The sequence below is a fragment of the Bacillus sp. SA1-12 genome (assembly GCF_000981385.1).
In the GTDB taxonomy this organism is placed as follows: domain Bacteria; phylum Bacillota; class Bacilli; order Bacillales; family Bacillaceae; genus Metabacillus.
On the sequence record NZ_LATZ01000039.1, the window covers coordinates 1 to 16,767 of the forward strand.

Genomic DNA, 16,767 nt, shown 5'->3' on the forward strand with positions numbered 1-16,767 from the left:
GTCCTGAGCCAGGATCAAACTCTCCAATAAAGAGTTGATATAGCTCATAAAATGTACTAGTTTAGTACGTTGTTTTGTTAATCGAAATTAACGTTGGCACGCTTGGTTTTGTTTAGTTTTCAAAGAACTTTTATCACTTTCATCAAGAAGCGACTTAAATATAATAACATATATCTTTAAATTAAGTCAACATCTTTTTTTAAAAAAATCATAAAGGGAAAATCCCACGTCATCAGCGACGTATAATACTATATCACCCATGAAATTACATGTCAACAAAAAAATGAAACAAATGAAGTGATCCATTTGTTTCAACCAATGACCATTGTTTTAATAATAATTAAAGCGACTAATCCTGGAATACCCAATATTCCAGAAACACTAGAAGTAATTAAATTTATAGGTATATGAAGATCGAAGCTCGTACCAAATGCATTTACAAAAAACAGCAGCAACGCTCCGATGATGATCTTTATACATAGTTGCCCGATAAATCTAAGAGGACTAATGGGAGCACCTACAAACAAAAGGACTAGAATTAACCCCCCGAGCACTGAAAAAACAACGATTGGATCCATATAATCACTCTCTTTCATTTCTCTTTAGTAAAAGATATGAAAAGAGTAAAAAAATAGAACAAGCTATTTAGGCGCAATATTAAGATAAGCTTACATACGGCCTATCTTAATATTGCGTTTTTTAGCTTCTTTTAATAAGAAAAAATATTTTGCTTCAGCAACCTTTAATTCGTAGAGAACTTGTGAAGAAGGTTCTACACTTTTTTCAATGAGTTGCTTTTGCCGATTCCACTCTTGTTTTAGATTGAGTAAATTTTGTATTAATTGCTGGTCATACTGATTTCTTAACCAACCTTTTCGGCGAAAAAGCATAGTTGTCCTCCTTTATTCACATTAACTGTCGTATGATCATAATTCGTTTAAAAGATGTAAAAAAGCAGTTTAACCCTAAGACCGCCTTTATAACTCACGTCTTCCTTCTAATGCCTTCGATAAGGTAACCTCATCCGCATATTCTAAATCGCCGCCTACAGGTAAACCATGTGCAATTCTTGTTATTTTAATACCAGAAGGTTTTAATAATCTTGAAATATACATAGCTGTTGCCTCACCCTCAATATTAGGGTTAGTAGCCAGAATGACTTCTTGGATTACATCATCCTGAAGTCTTTTTAATAGTTCAGGAATTTTAATATCCTCAGGTCCAATTCCATCCATCGGGGATATTGAGCCATGTAAGACATGATATAACCCGCTATATTCTTTCATTTTTTCCATTGCAATTACATCTTTTGGATCTTGCACAACACAAACTACGCTTTTATCTCGTCGGTCATCCTCACATATATAGCAAGGGTCTTGATCTGTTATGTGACCACAAACCGAGCAATAGGTTAAGTTCCTTTTCGCATTAACTAATGCTTTAGCAAAATCCAACACGACATCTTCTTTCATATTCAAGACAAAAAAAGCCAGTCGAACGGCCGTTTTTGGTCCGATTCCTGGCAATTTCATAAAGCTATCAATTAGCTTTGATATTGGTTCAGGATAATGCATGATAAATCCTCCTAGAACATCCCTGGTAAGTTCATTCCTTTTGTAAATTGACCCATTGTTTCGTTTGTCAGATCATCCATTTTTTTCAACGCATCGTTTGTTGCTGCCAATACTAAGTCTTGCAGCATTTCAATATCTTCTGGATCTACAACTTCCTCTTTAATATTTACTTCAACTAACTCCTTTTGACCGTTAACAATAACCGTTACCATACCGCCGCCGGCAGTACCTTCAACTGTTTTTACCGCAAGCTCCTCTTGCGCTTTCGCCATATCCTTTTGCATTTTTTGCATTTGCTTCATCATTTTTTGCATATTGCCCATACCGCCACGCATCATATTTCATTCCTCCAATTGTTATTCTTTTATTTCGATTAAATCATTACCTACTAATTTTCTTGCTTCAGAGATTAGAGGGTCTTCCTCTTCTTCCCGCTGGTTTGCATTTTCATCTTTATGGTCCCTAAGGAATTCTTCTCTTATTTTAACCCAATCATGTTCAGGAACGCCAACCATTTCCAAACTTTTACCCGTAATTTCTTGTAAAATTACTTCCATATTAGAGCGGACATTGTTGTTATTTTCAGCCACCATCTTGCAGTGTATTTCAAACTTAAACTTCAAAACAAATGCAGATTCTGAAGCTGCTACAGGTTCACTATCATTCAGTAAAGCCGCATGAGATACTTTATTTTGCCTTTTTAGCAATTCCAAAAGCTCTCCCCAACGACTTTTTACAGTTTCTAAATTTTTCCTTGTAGCTACTTTGAGGATTTCCTGAATTCTGCCTTCAGGGGTTTTATAGCCGCTTTTTATCGATCTTTGTTTTGGTTCATTTGGTGCTGATGGTTGTTGAGGTGCAGTTAGTCCTTGCTGCTTTAGTCTATTTAATTCAGTTTGCAGACTGGTGATCTTCTCCATTAAGGAATTGTATCCTTCATTGTCAAAATGGGAAGCCGCTGCCGGTTGTTGACATAACTTTACAAGGGCAATTTCCAAGAAAATTCTAGGATGGTTTGTAAATTTCATCTCTTGTTGGCTTTTACTTAACATTTCTATTGATTCATAAATTTCGCTGGTTGGTATTACCCTTGATAACTGAATAAACTGTTCATCGACAGTTACCCTTTCTAATACATCCTCTAGTGTAGGTGCTGTTTGGTATAAGAGCATATCTCTATAATAATAGATAACATCCTCAATAAATCGCGCTGGGTCCTTCCCTTGATACATTAGCTGATCAAGGGCCTGCAAAGCAGTTGTTACATCCTTTTCGTGTATCGCTGATGCAATTTTTCCAATAAAGTCTTGTGAAACAGATCCCGTAATCAGCAATGCCTCGTCTAATCTGACAAGATCGTCACTATAAGAAATCGCTTGGTCAAGGAGGCTTAAAGCATCCCTCATCCCGCCATCTGCTGCCCTTGCAATCACATCCAATGCTGCTTCTTCAATATTTACTTGCTGTTTATGTATGATTTCTTTCATTCTTCTAACAATGTCAGAAGCCGTAATTCTTCGGAAGTCAAAACGTTGACAACGCGAGATTATCGTTAATGGAATCTTGTGCGGCTCTGTTGTCGCCAATATAAAGATAACATGCTTTGGCGGTTCTTCTAATGTTTTTAAAAGAGCATTAAAAGCGCCAATCGATAACATATGAACCTCATCCACTATATAAACCTTATATTGGACAGATGACGGCGCATACTTGACTTTGTCACGTATATCTCTGATTTCATCCACACCATTGTTAGAGGCTGCATCTATTTCAATGACATCAGATATTGTTCCGGTCGTAATTCCTTTGCATGTTGGGCACTCATTACATGGTTCTGCTGTTGGCGCCTTTTCGCAGTTTACCGCTTTTGCAAATATTTTTGCTGCACTCGTTTTCCCGGTTCCTCTAGGTCCTGAGAAAAGATAAGCATGTGAAAATTTATTTTGTAACAGGGCATTTTGTAACGTTTTAGTGATATGTTCTTGTCCGACCACATCATGAAATTGCTGAGGTCGATAAACACGATATAAAGCTTGATATCCCACAAAAACGCCCCCCTTTATCTTCTTCTATAATATTATAACAACCAACTTCCGTTTTACAAAGGTTTACCTATTCGTAAAATGGATAAAAACAAACAAAAACTCACCCTGTAACAGAGTGAGTCGTTATTTTAAAATAAACTGCCGTGCACCTTCCTTCGATTAGCACCCATAGGCGTTACTCAAGCAGTTAGCTCGACCCAGGCGACCCTGCGGCACATGAGAGCTTCCACTTAATGCTGCTTCCTTCCGGACCTGACATGGTTCATGGATTCCCATTGCGCAGGACCCAGGCGTCAACACCACTTACTTGAGGCAGCCCTACAGTATGCTAACCTCTAGAAGGAATTCGGCCTCGCTAGAGCGGATTGCGAGTACAGGGCACCGCTACCTCCCCGCTTAGCACGGCAAAATTGATACCATATTTAGTTGCGCCGTTAAGTACGACGCATGTATAAGTATATAACCTTCTCCGTAAAATTGCAATGGCTACTCACTGTAAGTTTTTTCCGTTCACTTTTGATTGCTTTTTTCGTTGCCTAAGTTCACGAAAAAAACTGCTTAATAGGATGCTGCAAGCCTCTTCCTCGACACCTTTTTCTACTTCCACTTGATGATTAAATCTTTGCTCTTGCAGCAAATTCATTAAGGTTCCTGCACAGCCGCCCTTAGGATCAGCCGCTCCGTATACGACACGTTTTATTCTCGATAGGACAATAGCACCTGCACACATAGGACATGGCTCTAGTGTAACATAGAGCGTCGCCTCTTCAAGTCTCCATGTACCCAGTGATTTACATGCTTCATCTATCGCTAAAATTTCTGCATGTGCAATCGAACGCTGATCCTTTTCCCGTAAGTTATAGGCAGAGGCAATTACATTTCCATCGAGCACAATTACTGCTCCAATAGGAACCTCACCAATTTCCTGCGCCTTTCTTGCTTCTTCAATTGCTAACTTCATAAAATATTGATCGTTAAACATAAATGTGCCCCTTATATATTTTACTATTCTGTTCACTCTAATTCATAAAGGAGGTTCAGATGGAAAACCAATCAAACCGGGTACTTCTCATTATTGATATGATTAATAACTTTCAGTTCGATCATGGTCCTATTTTAGCAAAACAAGCCGAGGATATCTCACATAATATTTTCTCCCTGAAAAAGAAACTAAAACCAAATGGAGTTCCTATAATTTATGTGAACGATCATTATGACCTCTGGCAGGCAGATTATCAAAGGATTGCTGATAAATGCAAAAACAGCCTAAGCGAAAAAATTATCCATACATTATATCCTGAGGATGATGAATTTTTCTTAATCAAACCTAAACACTCTGCTTTTTTCGGGACAGCTCTAAACACTCTGCTTTATAACCTAAACATAAAGGAAGTCATTATTACAGGCATCGCGGGAAACATATGTGTCTTATTTACAGCAAATGATGCTTATATGAGAGGTTATCGGATCACCATTCCTTCAGATTGCATTGCATCTAATGAAGAGGAGGACAATAAATTCGCTATAAAAATGATGAAACATACATTAAAAGCCAAAATTACCAATAGTGAAAATCTAAGAAATGCGCTAGTTCCTTGAACAGCTATGCGCTTTTAGATTATGTATAGGGGACATTCTTTGTATACAATTCCTAAGAGGCCAGGCATACAGGGCTAGGCGCCGAGTTAGACAAAGGAATATCGTTCAAGGAATATACTATACTTTCATTGCGCTAAAAAAGAAACTAACATGTGAGCTGTCCTCCCAACATATGATGTACAAAAAAGTATGGCAAGGAGGACAAACATGCAAATACATATTGTCCAACAAGGACAAAGTTTGAATGGCATTGCTCAAGCCTACAGTACGACAGTCCAAGAGATTGTTAGAACAAATCAAATTCCTAATCCGAATAATCTTGTCGTAGGCCAAGCAATTGTCATTCCGATTAAAGGGAGATTTTATTGGGTCCGTCAGGGCGATACTTTATATAGTATTGGCCAAAGATTTGGAATCTCACCAGCTGAATTAGCAAGAGTGAATAATATTCAAATTAGCCAGCCGCTATCAATCGGTTTTCGATTATACGTGCCGGAAGGAAGGAAAAGATCAGCTGAATCCAATGCATATATTGAGCCTAGGGGCACCAGTGTATCCCCAAACCTTGAACAGGCGGCACGAGAGGCAGCACCCTATTTAACCTATCTTGGCCCATTTAGCTTTCAAATTCAAAGAGACGGAACCTTAAAGGAACCTTTATTAAATAACTTCCCGCAAATCGCCAGACAAAATGGCGTTACCTTAATGATGGCGATCACCAATCTTGAAAATGATCAATTTAGTGATGAACTTGGCCGAATTGTCTTAACAAATATGGACATACAGAATAAACTTTTATCGACCATTGTGACAACAGCCAAAAAATACGGGTTCCGCGACATTCATTTTGACATGGAATTCTTAAGACCTCAGGACAGGGAAGCGTATAATCAATTTTTACGCAAAGCTAAAAATAGATTTAGTCAGGAAGGGTGGCTCCTCTCGACTGCATTAGCCCCTAAAACAAGCGCCGGTCAAAAAGGCCGCTGGTACGAGGCACATGATTATAAGGCCCATGGGCAAATTGTTGATTTTGTTGTCATTATGACCTATGAATGGGGATTTAGCGGTGGTCCCCCAATGGCAGTATCTCCGATTAATTCCGTTAGAGAAGTACTTGAATATGCTGTATCGGAAATGCCTAGCCGCAAAATTATGATGGGGCAAAATTTATACGGGTATGACTGGACCTTACCATTTGTTGAAGGGGGTCCATTTGCAAAAGCGGTAAGTCCGCAACAAGCTATTCAACTTGCAAGCCAACATAATGTACCGATTCAATATGACGTTGAAGCACAGGCACCTCACTTTAATTACAGAGATAATAATGGGAAAGAACATAAAGTTTGGTTTGAGGACGCACGATCAATTCAAGCGAAATTTAATCTCATTAAAGAGCTTAATTTACGAGGTATAAGTTATTGGAAGCTTGGTTTATCCTTTCCGCAAAACTGGCTGCTCCTTGCGGATAACTTTGAAATTGAAAAAAAATAACTTATGGAGATCTGATCTTTTTCAGGTCTTTTTTTATTGTTTCATATTATGAAAATCCTATAAGCTAGACAAGGATAATTTAAAGTCACATTAAGCCTTCTATTCATGAGCATCTAATTTCAAGGCGCTTGCACTTTTATTTAAATACTGGAAATAAAAGCATTCTCTTAAATGGTTGCTCCAAAATAGAAATGCTGTGGTAAAATGAACTTTGTGATTTTTAAAGGATAGGTGTTTCAGTTTAAAGGAGGACCATTGATGAATACACCCTTTATTACTGTAGAGGGCCCAATAGGCGTTGGAAAAACGTCATTATCTAAAGCTATTGCTGACCATTACCAATTCCATTTATTAAAGGAAATTGTAGAGGAAAATCCATTCCTAGGGAAATTCTATACAAACATTGAGGAGTGGAGTTTCCAAACTGAGATGTTTTTTCTTTGCAATAGATATAAACAATTGGAAGATATCACTAAAAACTATCTTCAAAGGAATAAACCTGTGGTAGCAGATTATCATATTTATAAAAATCTTATCTTTGCCAAGCGAACATTAAAAAAAGAACAATACGATAAATATGTAAAAATATACGAAATTTTAACTGCCGATATGCCTACGCCTCGTTTAATCATCTATTTACATGCTAGTCTTTCAACATTACTTACCCGTATTGCAGCAAGAGGACGAGAAATTGAGCGCAATATTGATCCAGACTATCTCTTGCAGCTTTCCGAAGACTATGAAATAGCAATGGCTGAATGGGAAAAAAATAACCCTTCTGTACCTGTTATTAGACTTAATGGCGACTCTTTAGACTTTGTTAACAATAAACAAGATTTAATCACGATTTTTAAACAATTAGATCAGCATTTTCAAAAAGGAGCAAGCTCAAATGAAACTACGAGACAAATATAACATCCCACACAACTCAGTAATTACAATCGCCGGTACTGTTGGTGTAGGAAAATCAACTATGACAAATGCACTTGCGAATGCGTTAGATTTCAAGACCTCTTTTGAAAAGGTTGACTCAAATCCGTATTTAGATAAATTTTATGCTGATTTTGAACGCTGGAGCTTTCATTTGCAAATCTATTTCCTTGCAGAGCGTTTTAAAGAACAGAAGAAAATATTTGAATATGGCGGGGGATTTATACAGGATCGTTCCATTTATGAAGATACAGGCATCTTCGCTAAAATGCATTACGAAAAAGGGACAATGTCTGCAGTAGATTACGAAACTTATACAAATCTTTTTGAAGCAATGGTGATGACACCTTATTTCCCTCACCCGGATCTCCTTATCTATCTTGAGGGAAGCCTGGATGATATTTTAGAAAGAATAAAATTACGTGGCAGACCAATGGAACAACAAACACCTGTTGAATATTGGGAGGAAATGCATCGCCGTTACGAAAATTGGATTAATAACTTTAATGCTTGTCCTGTTTTACGAGTAAATATTAACGACTATGATATCATGAAAAATGAACAAACAATCGAACCAATTGTTGAGCGAATTGGTTATTTTATTGAGCAATCTAGATTATTAAAAAAATAGGGTGCGACTCAACGGGTCTTTATAGGAAGTTCGTATAAGATTATAATAAATAAGCGATCTCAAAGGAAGCATGCTTTTTCCTGTGAGATCGCTATTTTTTTAGAAAAGGCTCTCTTCTAAAAGATTTGTTGTTTTTTGATATGGCTTTGGCTTTACTTCATTCTCCTAATAACAGCAAAAAAAGCATAAAAAAAATCGCTACATTCATAGTAACGATTGTATCAATCCCCATATTTTATGCGCTAAATATGAGATAATGGTTTAATTATGGAGGAGGAAGGGGGATTCGAACCCCCGCGGGCTTTGACACCCCTGTCGGTTTTCAAGACCGATCCCTTCAGCCGGACTTGGGTATTCCTCCGTTTCGACAAGATTTACTTTACCATATACTAATTATGCCTGTCAACAATTTCATAAAAAAAATTAAAAACTTTTTCTATATAAATAGTGTGCTCGTGATCAAATGGCTTTATTCAGATTGAAACAGAGAGTATTGATACGGTTCAAGACTCCCTGTTTCGATCACTTTATATATTTACTGAATGCTAATTCGCTCTTTATTCCCCATATATGGTCTTAAAACTTCTGGAATAATGACTGACCCATCTTCTTGTTGATAGTTTTCTAAAATGGCTGCTACCGTTCTTCCGATTGCCAATCCTGATCCATTTAGGGTATGAACATGCTCAACCTTGGCTTTTGCATCACGTCTAAAGCGAATGTTTGCACGGCGTGCTTGAAATGCTTCAAAATTACTGCAAGAAGAAATTTCACGGTATGTTCCGTAACTAGGAATCCAGACCTCAAGATCATATTTTTTAGCTGCTGTGAAGCCTAGATCGGCCGTACACATGCTTAAAACCCTGTATGGCAATCCTAGTAGCTGAAGAACCTTTTCTGCATGTCCAGTAAGCTTTTCCAGCTCCTCATAAGAGTCTTCAGGCTTAACAAAACGGACAAGCTCAACCTTATTAAATTGATGCTGACGAATTAATCCTCTCGTATCTCTTCCTGCAGATCCTGCTTCTGAACGAAAATTTGCACTAAATGCCGCATAGCAAATTGGAAACTGTTCAACATTTAAAATTTCCTCACGATGCAAATTGGTTACCGGAACCTCAGCAGTGGGAATCAAAAAGTAATCCTCACCTGCTATTTTAAAAGCATCCTCTTCAAACTTTGGTAATTGACCAGTCCCAGTCATACTGTCGCGGTTCACAATAAATGGCGGCAGTATCTCCGTATATCCATGTTCCTCAATATGAAGATCAAGCATAAAGTTGAAAAGCGCTCTTTCCAATCTTGCTCCTAATCCGCGATAAAAGACGAAACGGCTTCCAGTCACCTTTGCAGCTCGTTCAAAATCCAAAATTTTCAGCCCATCTGCAATATCCCAATGCGGTTTTGGCTCAAAATCAAACTCTGGTAATTCTCCCCATTTGCGAACTTCAATATTATCATCTTCAGTATCACCAATTGGCACACTCTCATGTGGAATATTTGGAATAGATAATAGCAATTGATCTAATTCCGCTTCAACCTCACGTAATTGGTCATCAAGAACTTTAATCTCCTCTCCAACCTCTTTCATTGCTTTAATTAAATGATCAGCATCTTGCTTTTCTCTTTTTAATTGTGCAATTTGAGCTGAAACTTCATTTCGTTTGCTTTTTAATTCTTCAGTAGATGCAATTAGCTCTCTTCTCTTTTTATCTAATTCCTCAAATTTCCCGAAATCGGTCAAATCTTCCCCGCGTTTAGATAATTTTTCTTTTACCTCTTCAAAATTCGCACGTAAAAACCTAATATCTAACATGCTTCATTCTCCTTTGTCATTTTTTATAAAATAGCCCATTTAATGTAGCGTTAAATTTCCTACCAATTAATATAAGGAAAAAATCTACAATGAGCTTTAACATAACGATATAAATAAAAAACTCCCGTCCCCAAAAAAGGGACGAGAGTTACCCGCGTTGCCACCCTAGTTAAAAATACATAGTGTATTTTTCACTTAATGAATAACGGTCACAGCCGGAATTGCCTACTTAAAGTTTAAAACCCTGTTCAGCCATTCATTCAAGGATGGATTCACAAGCATCTACCACCGATTTTCACCAAACATCGGCTCTCTGCAGATAGAAGATCCTGCTACTAGTTCCTATCATCACGTTAACATATACAATTAAGTAATCATAAATTTACTACAAGTTTACAGCACCTGCAAGCTTTTTATACATCTATTTTGATTCTTTTACCATATTTATAAATAATTGCGTCATACGATGGTCATCCGTTAATTCCGGGTGAAACGAGCATCCGAGGAACTGTCCTTGACGTGCTGCAACAATTCGTCCGTTATGCTTCGCCAGAATTTCAACATCTTCTCCTACCTCAACAATATGCGGTGCTCGAATAAATACTCCTACAAAGTCCTCACCGACACCAGTAATCATTAATTCAGCCTCAAAGCTGTCCTTTTGACGGCCAAAGGAATTACGTTCAACAGTTGCATCTAATAGCCCTAAATGAGGCTCGCTGTTTCCAACAATGTTTTTGGCAAGCAGAATTAATCCAGCACATGTGCCAAACATCGGCTTTTCAGCAGCAGCAAAATTCTTTAAAGGCTCCATAAAGTTGTACTTATCAATTAAACGACGCATTGTTGTGCTTTCTCCGCCTGGGATAATTAAACCATCCACCTCATCAAGCTGGTCTACAGTCTTAATGACAATCCCTTCAGCACCGCATGCCTCTACAGAGCGAATATGTTCTCTTACAGCCCCTTGCAGGCCTAAAACACCGATTTTTAGCATATTAAAAACTCCTTTTTATTACCAACCGCGCTCTTGCATTCTTTGCTCTGGTAAAAGGCTTGAAATTTCAATTCCTTGCATAGCACTTCCAAGTCCTTTTGAAAGCTGAGCAATTAGTTCATAGTCTTGATAATGTGTTGTTGCTTCTACAATTGAACGAGCAAATTTAGCCGGATTTTCAGATTTGAAGATCCCAGAACCAACGAACACGCCGTCCGCTCCAAGCTGCATCATTAATGCAGCATCCGCTGGAGTTGCTACACCGCCAGCAGCAAAGTTAACAACTGGTAATTTACCTTCTTTTTTAATTTGAAGAAGCAGTTCAAATGGTGCACCTAGATTTTTTGCTTCTGTCATTAATTCATCTTCACTCATCGCTGCAACTTTACGAATTTGTGCGTTAACTTTGCGCATATGACGAACAGCCTCTACAATGTTACCTGTGCCAGGCTCACCTTTTGTACGAAGCATTGAAGCACCTTCAGCGATACGACGGGTAGCTTCTCCTAAGTCGCGGCAGCCGCAAACAAATGGAACTGTGAAGTCGCTTTTTAACAGATGGAATTCCTCATCGGCAGGTGTTAATACTTCACTCTCATCAATGTAGTCTACACCCATCGCTTCTAATACACGTGCTTCTACGATATGACCGATACGTGCTTTTGCCATTACTGGAATAGAAACAGCCTTCATAACTTCTTCTACGATTGTAGGATCAGCCATTCGTGCTACACCGCCAGCAGCACGAATATCAGCAGGAACGCGCTCAAGAGCCATTACTGCTACCGCACCAGCTTCCTCAGCAATTTTCGCTTGCTCTGCATTGACAACGTCCATAATAACGCCGCCTTTTTGCATTTCCGCCATACCGCGTTTAACGCGATCAGTACCTGTTGTATTACTCATTATGTTAGTCCCCCTTATGTAATTTCCTTTAATAGGATTTGTTATAGTGTTGTTTAAAATTCATCTACGGTATATTTTATCCTAACTTTTAAAAAAATCCTATCAAAATTAATATAATTAGTAAAACAATTCCTAAATCATACACTATTCAATCATTTTTTCATATACTTAAGATTTCCAATTCTTATATATAAAAGAGAACACAAACAACTTCTATTTGTAAATCTATACAAAAAGGCTCCATATAATAGGAGCCTATCATTAAAACCAACCTTTTACTGTATCTGTAATCGTGCCCCATAAACCGCTGAAGAAACCGCCAACACCTCTCATTGAAAGGACAAACCAATTTGCTTTTTCAACAGCCTCTTTGGTAACAACATCTACTTGAGGTGTTTTATTTTTATCAACAAAACCTAAAGTGCTTCCCTTACCTTGATAGCTAACAACCATGGTACCAACCTTTTGATCTTTCTTAACAGGAGCAGTCAGCTCTCCTTTTTTTGTTAGCTGTTTTTGATCAAGCTGGTATGTTGGTTTATACGCATTTTCCTCACCGTTTTTCACAACAAGATTAATAGCTTCTTTTGTCTGAATTGAAACTTGATCTTCTTTACCCTTTACTACCGGGATAGTAGATTGTGATTTTATTTGATAATTAGCTGGGAAAACTTCTTTTACTGAAAAATTGTTAAAAGCATAATTCAGCATTTTTTCCGTTTCGACAAATCGTGATTCATGCAGTGATTTACCTTGCGCGTTCATCACAACTGAAATAACACGCATTCCATTACGTTCAGCAGTTGCTGTAAAACATGATCCTGCATTGTTAGTAGAACCTGTCTTTAATCCATCTACACCTTCATATTCATAAACTAAACCTGGAAGCATCCAGTTCCAGTTTGGCATATTAGTAGCATCATCTGTACCCTCTCTAAATACCTTTTTAGGGATACTGGCCGTTTCTATAACCTCTGGAAAGTCTTTGATTAGTTTTTGAGAAAGCAAAGCCATATCACGGGCAGATAAACGGTTCTCTGCATCAGCACTTGTACCTTCTGGGTGCATTCCTATCAGGTCTTTATTTTCTAAGCCTGTTGCATTCACAAATTCATAGTTTGTTAGGCCTAACTCTTTTGCTTTTTCATTCATTAGTTTGACAAAAGCCGATTCAGAACCGGCAACAATTTCAGCTAAAGCAATCGCTGCCCCATTAGCGGAATAAATCGCCATTGCTTCATATAATTCCTTAACCGTATAAGAACCGTCTTGTCTTAATGGAACATTTGATAAGTCTCCATTTTGTGAGATTTTATAGACATACTCACTCGGTGTATAGGTTTGCTCCCACTTAATCTTTCCATCTTTAATCGCTTCTAGGATTAAATACTCGGTCATGACCTTTGCCATACTAGCTACGGGAAGCATTTCATCAATATTTTTGCCATAAAGAATTGTCCCTGTCGATTCCTCTATGATAATGGCAGAGCCTGCATTAACTGAAATGGGCTCCTCTGCAGCACTGGCAGTTGTGAAAGGAGAAAACGCGGAAACAATAAATGTGAGCGTAAATAGAACGCCGAACAACTTCCTAAATTTTTTACTGATCAATGTGATACCTCCAAATTTAATTTATCTATAATTAAACATCTGTTTATTTTTACTAAAACATTATTTTTTCTTTTCATTTTTAAAACAACAAGATAGATTTTATCATAGAAATACAAAAAAAAATAGACAGAGTACATGTCTCTGTCAATTGTTAAAGTTCTGTCATAATTCACGAAATTTTTGTCAAACTTGGGAGATTATAGTGAGTAATTTGGTGCTTCTTTTGTAATTTGTACATCATGTGGATGACTTTCCTTTAAGCCGGCACCAGTCATACGGATAAATTGTGTGTTTTCTCTTAATTCTTTAAGATTTTTTGTTCCGCAGTAACCCATTCCAGAACGAATACCGCCTACTAGCTGATAAATGGTTTCTGATAATGGTCCTTTATAAGGCGTTCTGCCTTCAATTCCTTCTGGAACGAATTTTTTATTATCTTCTTGGAAATAACGATCTTTACTGCCCTTTTCCATTGCACCAACCGAACCCATTCCACGGTATACTTTAAAACGGCGTCCTTGGAAAATTTCTGTTTCCCCAGGGCTTTCAGATGTACCTGCAAGAAGGCTTCCGAGCATAACAGCATGGCCGCCAGCTGCTATAGCTTTTACCATATCACCAGAGTACTTAATTCCTCCGTCTGCAATAATGGAAATACCGTGTTTTCTAGCTTCTGTAGCACAGTCATACACAGCTGTGATTTGTGGAACACCAACACCTGCTACAACCCTTGTCGTACAAATTGAACCAGGTCCAATTCCGACTTTAACCACATTAGCTCCCGCATCGATTAGTGCCTTTGTCGCTTCCGCAGTTGCGATATTTCCAGCAATAATATTTAAATCAGGGTATTCATTACGGATTGTTCTGACGGTTTCTAAAACGCCTTTAGAATGGCCATGTGCAGTATCGACCACAATTGCATCAACATTTGCCTCTACTAATTTTTTCACGCGCACCATTGTATCAGCAGTAACACCTACAGCAGCTGCAACAATCAAGCGACCATGATCATCTTTTGCTGAATTCGGGAACTCAATGACTTTTTCAATATCCTTGATTGTAATTAAGCCTTTTAATACTCCATTTTCATCTACAAGTGGTAGCTTTTCAATTTTATGCTTTTGTAAAATGCTCTCAGCATCTTTTAAAGTGGTTCCTACACCCGCTGTCACAAGATTCTCTTTTGTCATAACATCATTAATTTTAATGGAGTAATCTTGAATAAAACGCATATCACGGTTTGTAATGATTCCAACCAGCTTTTGTTCCTCAGGGTTATTTACAACTGGAACACCGGAAATTCTATACTTGCCCATTAAATGTTCAGCATCATAAACTTGATGATCCGGAGTTAAATAAAATGGATCCGTAATAACGCCTCTTTCAGATCTTTTTACTTTATCAACTTGCTCTGCCTGCTGTTCAATTGACATATTTTTATGAATAACACCTAAACCACCTTGTCTTGCAATTGCAATAGCAAGTTCAGCCTCTGTTACAGTATCCATACCAGCACTAATGATTGGGATATTAAGTTTTAAGCTAGGAGTCAGCTGTACACTTAAATCAACATCCCTTGGTAATACCTCTGATTTAGCTGGTACTAATAATACATCATCAAATGTTAAGCCTTCTTTAGAAAATTTTTGTTCCCACATAGTAAATCCCCCTTTTTTCGGCAAAATATTATTAGTAGATTATCAACAGTCATAACGACTGTCAAGGAAGGAGCAAAGAGTTTAAATATTTAGAATTTAGTAAATGGAGTGTACAATTTATGACAGCATCATTTTGGGAACGCTTACTATCTTATCATTCAACGGAAACCGTTCAAAAAAAACTGGAAAAATGTTATAAAAGGCTCTCTTTCGAAAATGCAAGTGGACTATCATATGAAAACGGCTACAGGTTCGTTTATTTTCTAAAGCATGGTGAAAATTTTTTCTTACAAGCAGGTCAATCGCCATACACAATTCAACCAATGCTGCTATTTTATGGTATATCACAATTAGTTAAAGCATGCCTTATTATTATCGATCCTGAATACCCATCCACATCTTCTGTTCTTGCACATGGTGTCTCTAGCAGGAAACGAAAAAAGCAACAATATCATTTTCTAAAAGATGAAATCAAAATACAAAGAAATGGCCTTTTTTCCCATGTAGCAAGTAAATTATTTCAAATTAATCATCTAGAAGCTGAAAAATACTCAATGGATTCTTTATTTAAGCAAATTGCAGAAATGAATGAGGTCTTTTCCTTTCATCATTCAAAAGAGCATTTTATTAAAGTTAAAAATCACCAGGGACATCTTTTGCTTTCAGAGGACATGGCACAATGTTTTCATATGTCTATAAAACGATTGGCAGAATTTCTTGAAGAGAAGTATGTAGTTAACATTATTGAATCAGATCTTGACGATGGTATGCTGCTAGACAATAATTTAATAACAAATTATCACTGTTTGCCGTTTTCTTATCACTTGGAGGAGGATTGTTTCTATATTCCAAATTCTCGGGAACTGTTGCTGAATCTCCCAGAGCTCTTAGTCCATTATTTACTTTTATACAATTTAAGCATGATTTCAAGATATGAAACCGAATGGTGGTATGAACTTCTACTTGGGGCTTCAAGTGATGATTATCCATTCATCTTACGATATATTGAGATTGCCAAACGGAAGATCCCTTACTTTATTTTAGATTTTTTAGAACATAATCTTTAAGGTGAGAGTTTTTTAAAATTTATATTTGAACAATTAAGAGAAAGTGTGTGAGTACAAGATTCTCTTACCTCTTGTAATTGAAATGGGAAGTCAAAAGGGAAATGACGCAATCGGCGAATTGTCGATTGCTCTTTAATTTATTTCATTTTTTATTAGTAAATTGAAACATAGAGCATTTTACGGTAATTTATTTAAACGAAACAAATATCAGTAATATTACATTTGATTCTGCTTTTATCTAAAAAACCTTACGGTTTTTATTTATTTAACTCCATAACAAAAAGACCAGTATTTCTACTGATCTTTTCTCCTTACCTGGCAACGTCCTACTCTCACAGGGGGAGACCCCCAACTACCATCGGCGCTGAAGAGCTTAACTTCCGTGTTCGGCATGGGAACGGGTGTGACCTCTTCGCCATCGCCACCAGATATATTA

At 37.4% G+C, this 16,767-nt stretch carries 16 protein-coding genes, 1 tRNA gene, 1 rRNA gene, 1 other RNA gene and 1 other annotated feature; of the genes, 5 read left to right on the plus strand and 14 right to left on the minus strand.

What is annotated here, in order from left to right:
* Positions 1-311: 311 nt before the first annotated feature.
* From WQ54_RS16525 to tadA, 7 genes are all read right to left on the minus strand, one after another.
* Positions 312-578, minus strand: a complete 267-nt coding sequence (locus WQ54_RS16525) for a pro-sigmaK processing inhibitor BofA family protein (protein WP_046585594.1) — start codon at positions 576-578, stop codon at positions 312-314.
* 90 nt (positions 579-668) lie between these two features.
* Positions 669-890 carry a YaaL family protein gene (locus WQ54_RS16530; RefSeq protein ID WP_046585596.1) on the minus strand — a complete coding sequence of 74 codons (222 nt, stop codon included), beginning with the start codon at positions 888-890 and terminating at the stop codon, positions 669-671.
* 87 nt (positions 891-977) lie between these two features.
* Positions 978-1,574, minus strand: a complete 597-nt coding sequence (recR, locus tag WQ54_RS16535) for a recombination mediator RecR (protein WP_046585598.1) — start codon at positions 1,572-1,574, stop codon at positions 978-980.
* An 11-nt stretch (positions 1,575-1,585) separates the two neighbouring features.
* Entirely contained in the window at positions 1,586-1,909 is a 324-nt protein-coding gene (locus tag WQ54_RS16540) for a YbaB/EbfC family nucleoid-associated protein (RefSeq protein WP_046585623.1), read from the minus strand.
* A gap of 21 nt (positions 1,910-1,930) precedes the next feature.
* On the minus strand, positions 1,931-3,619 hold the full coding sequence (gene dnaX, locus WQ54_RS16545) for a DNA polymerase III subunit gamma/tau (protein WP_046585599.1): 1,689 nt from the start codon (positions 3,617-3,619) through the stop codon (positions 1,931-1,933).
* Positions 3,620-3,760: 141 nt separating this feature from the next.
* Positions 3,761-4,024: signal recognition particle sRNA large type (ffs, locus tag WQ54_RS32755), an RNA gene on the minus strand.
* 85 nt (positions 4,025-4,109) lie between these two features.
* A complete protein-coding gene (gene tadA / locus WQ54_RS16550; protein WP_046585601.1) occupies positions 4,110-4,601 on the minus strand; it encodes a tRNA adenosine(34) deaminase TadA in 492 nt (163 codons plus the stop codon).
* Positions 4,602-4,660: 59 nt separating this feature from the next.
* Here tadA and WQ54_RS16555 point away from each other — a divergent pair, with 59 nt between their 5' ends.
* The 4 genes from WQ54_RS16555 (at position 4,661) to WQ54_RS16570 (ending at position 8,273) form a co-directional block, all read left to right on the plus strand.
* Positions 4,661-5,218 (plus strand): isochorismatase family cysteine hydrolase, encoded by a 558-nt coding sequence (locus tag WQ54_RS16555; protein WP_046585603.1) that lies wholly within the window; start codon positions 4,661-4,663, stop codon positions 5,216-5,218.
* Positions 5,219-5,425: 207 nt separating this feature from the next.
* Entirely contained in the window at positions 5,426-6,712 is a 1,287-nt protein-coding gene (locus tag WQ54_RS16560; protein WP_046585605.1) for a glycosyl hydrolase family 18 protein, read from the plus strand.
* Between the two features lie 255 nt (positions 6,713-6,967).
* Positions 6,968-7,627 (plus strand): deoxynucleoside kinase, encoded by a 660-nt coding sequence (locus tag WQ54_RS16565; protein ID WP_156177997.1) that lies wholly within the window; start codon positions 6,968-6,970, stop codon positions 7,625-7,627.
* Positions 7,605-8,273 carry a deoxynucleoside kinase gene (locus WQ54_RS16570; RefSeq protein WP_046585610.1) on the plus strand — a complete coding sequence of 223 codons (669 nt, stop codon included), beginning with the start codon at positions 7,605-7,607 and terminating at the stop codon, positions 8,271-8,273. Before WQ54_RS16565 ends, WQ54_RS16570 begins: the two co-directional genes overlap by 23 nt.
* A gap of 268 nt (positions 8,274-8,541) precedes the next feature.
* Here WQ54_RS16570 and WQ54_RS16575 read toward each other — a convergent pair.
* From WQ54_RS16575 to guaB, 6 genes are all read right to left on the minus strand, one after another.
* Positions 8,542-8,634 (minus strand) — tRNA-Ser (locus WQ54_RS16575).
* Between the two features lie 174 nt (positions 8,635-8,808).
* Positions 8,809-10,089 carry a serine--tRNA ligase gene (serS, locus tag WQ54_RS16580; protein WP_046585611.1) on the minus strand — a complete coding sequence of 427 codons (1,281 nt, stop codon included), beginning with the start codon at positions 10,087-10,089 and terminating at the stop codon, positions 8,809-8,811.
* 134 nt (positions 10,090-10,223) lie between these two features.
* Positions 10,224-10,447 (minus strand) — a binding site (T-box leader).
* Positions 10,448-10,510: 63 nt separating this feature from the next.
* The gene (gene pdxT / locus WQ54_RS16585) at positions 10,511-11,086 is read right to left on the minus strand and encodes a pyridoxal 5'-phosphate synthase glutaminase subunit PdxT (RefSeq protein WP_046585613.1); all 576 of its coding nucleotides are present in this window, start codon (positions 11,084-11,086) and stop codon (positions 10,511-10,513) included.
* 18 nt (positions 11,087-11,104) lie between these two features.
* Positions 11,105-11,992 (minus strand): pyridoxal 5'-phosphate synthase lyase subunit PdxS, encoded by an 888-nt coding sequence (gene pdxS, locus WQ54_RS16590; protein WP_046585615.1) that lies wholly within the window; start codon positions 11,990-11,992, stop codon positions 11,105-11,107.
* A 261-nt stretch (positions 11,993-12,253) separates the two neighbouring features.
* Positions 12,254-13,549, minus strand: a complete 1,296-nt coding sequence (locus tag WQ54_RS16595) for a D-alanyl-D-alanine carboxypeptidase family protein (RefSeq protein WP_269431575.1) — start codon at positions 13,547-13,549, stop codon at positions 12,254-12,256.
* A gap of 251 nt (positions 13,550-13,800) precedes the next feature.
* Positions 13,801-15,264 carry an IMP dehydrogenase gene (gene guaB, locus WQ54_RS16600; protein ID WP_046585619.1) on the minus strand — a complete coding sequence of 488 codons (1,464 nt, stop codon included), beginning with the start codon at positions 15,262-15,264 and terminating at the stop codon, positions 13,801-13,803.
* 119 nt (positions 15,265-15,383) lie between these two features.
* Here guaB and WQ54_RS16605 point away from each other — a divergent pair, with 119 nt between their 5' ends.
* The gene (locus WQ54_RS16605; protein WP_046585621.1) at positions 15,384-16,331 is read left to right on the plus strand and encodes a YaaC family protein; all 948 of its coding nucleotides are present in this window, start codon (positions 15,384-15,386) and stop codon (positions 16,329-16,331) included.
* A gap of 313 nt (positions 16,332-16,644) precedes the next feature.
* Here WQ54_RS16605 and rrf read toward each other — a convergent pair.
* Positions 16,645-16,760 (minus strand): 5S ribosomal RNA (gene rrf / locus WQ54_RS16610).
* Positions 16,761-16,767: the final 7 nt, after the last annotated feature.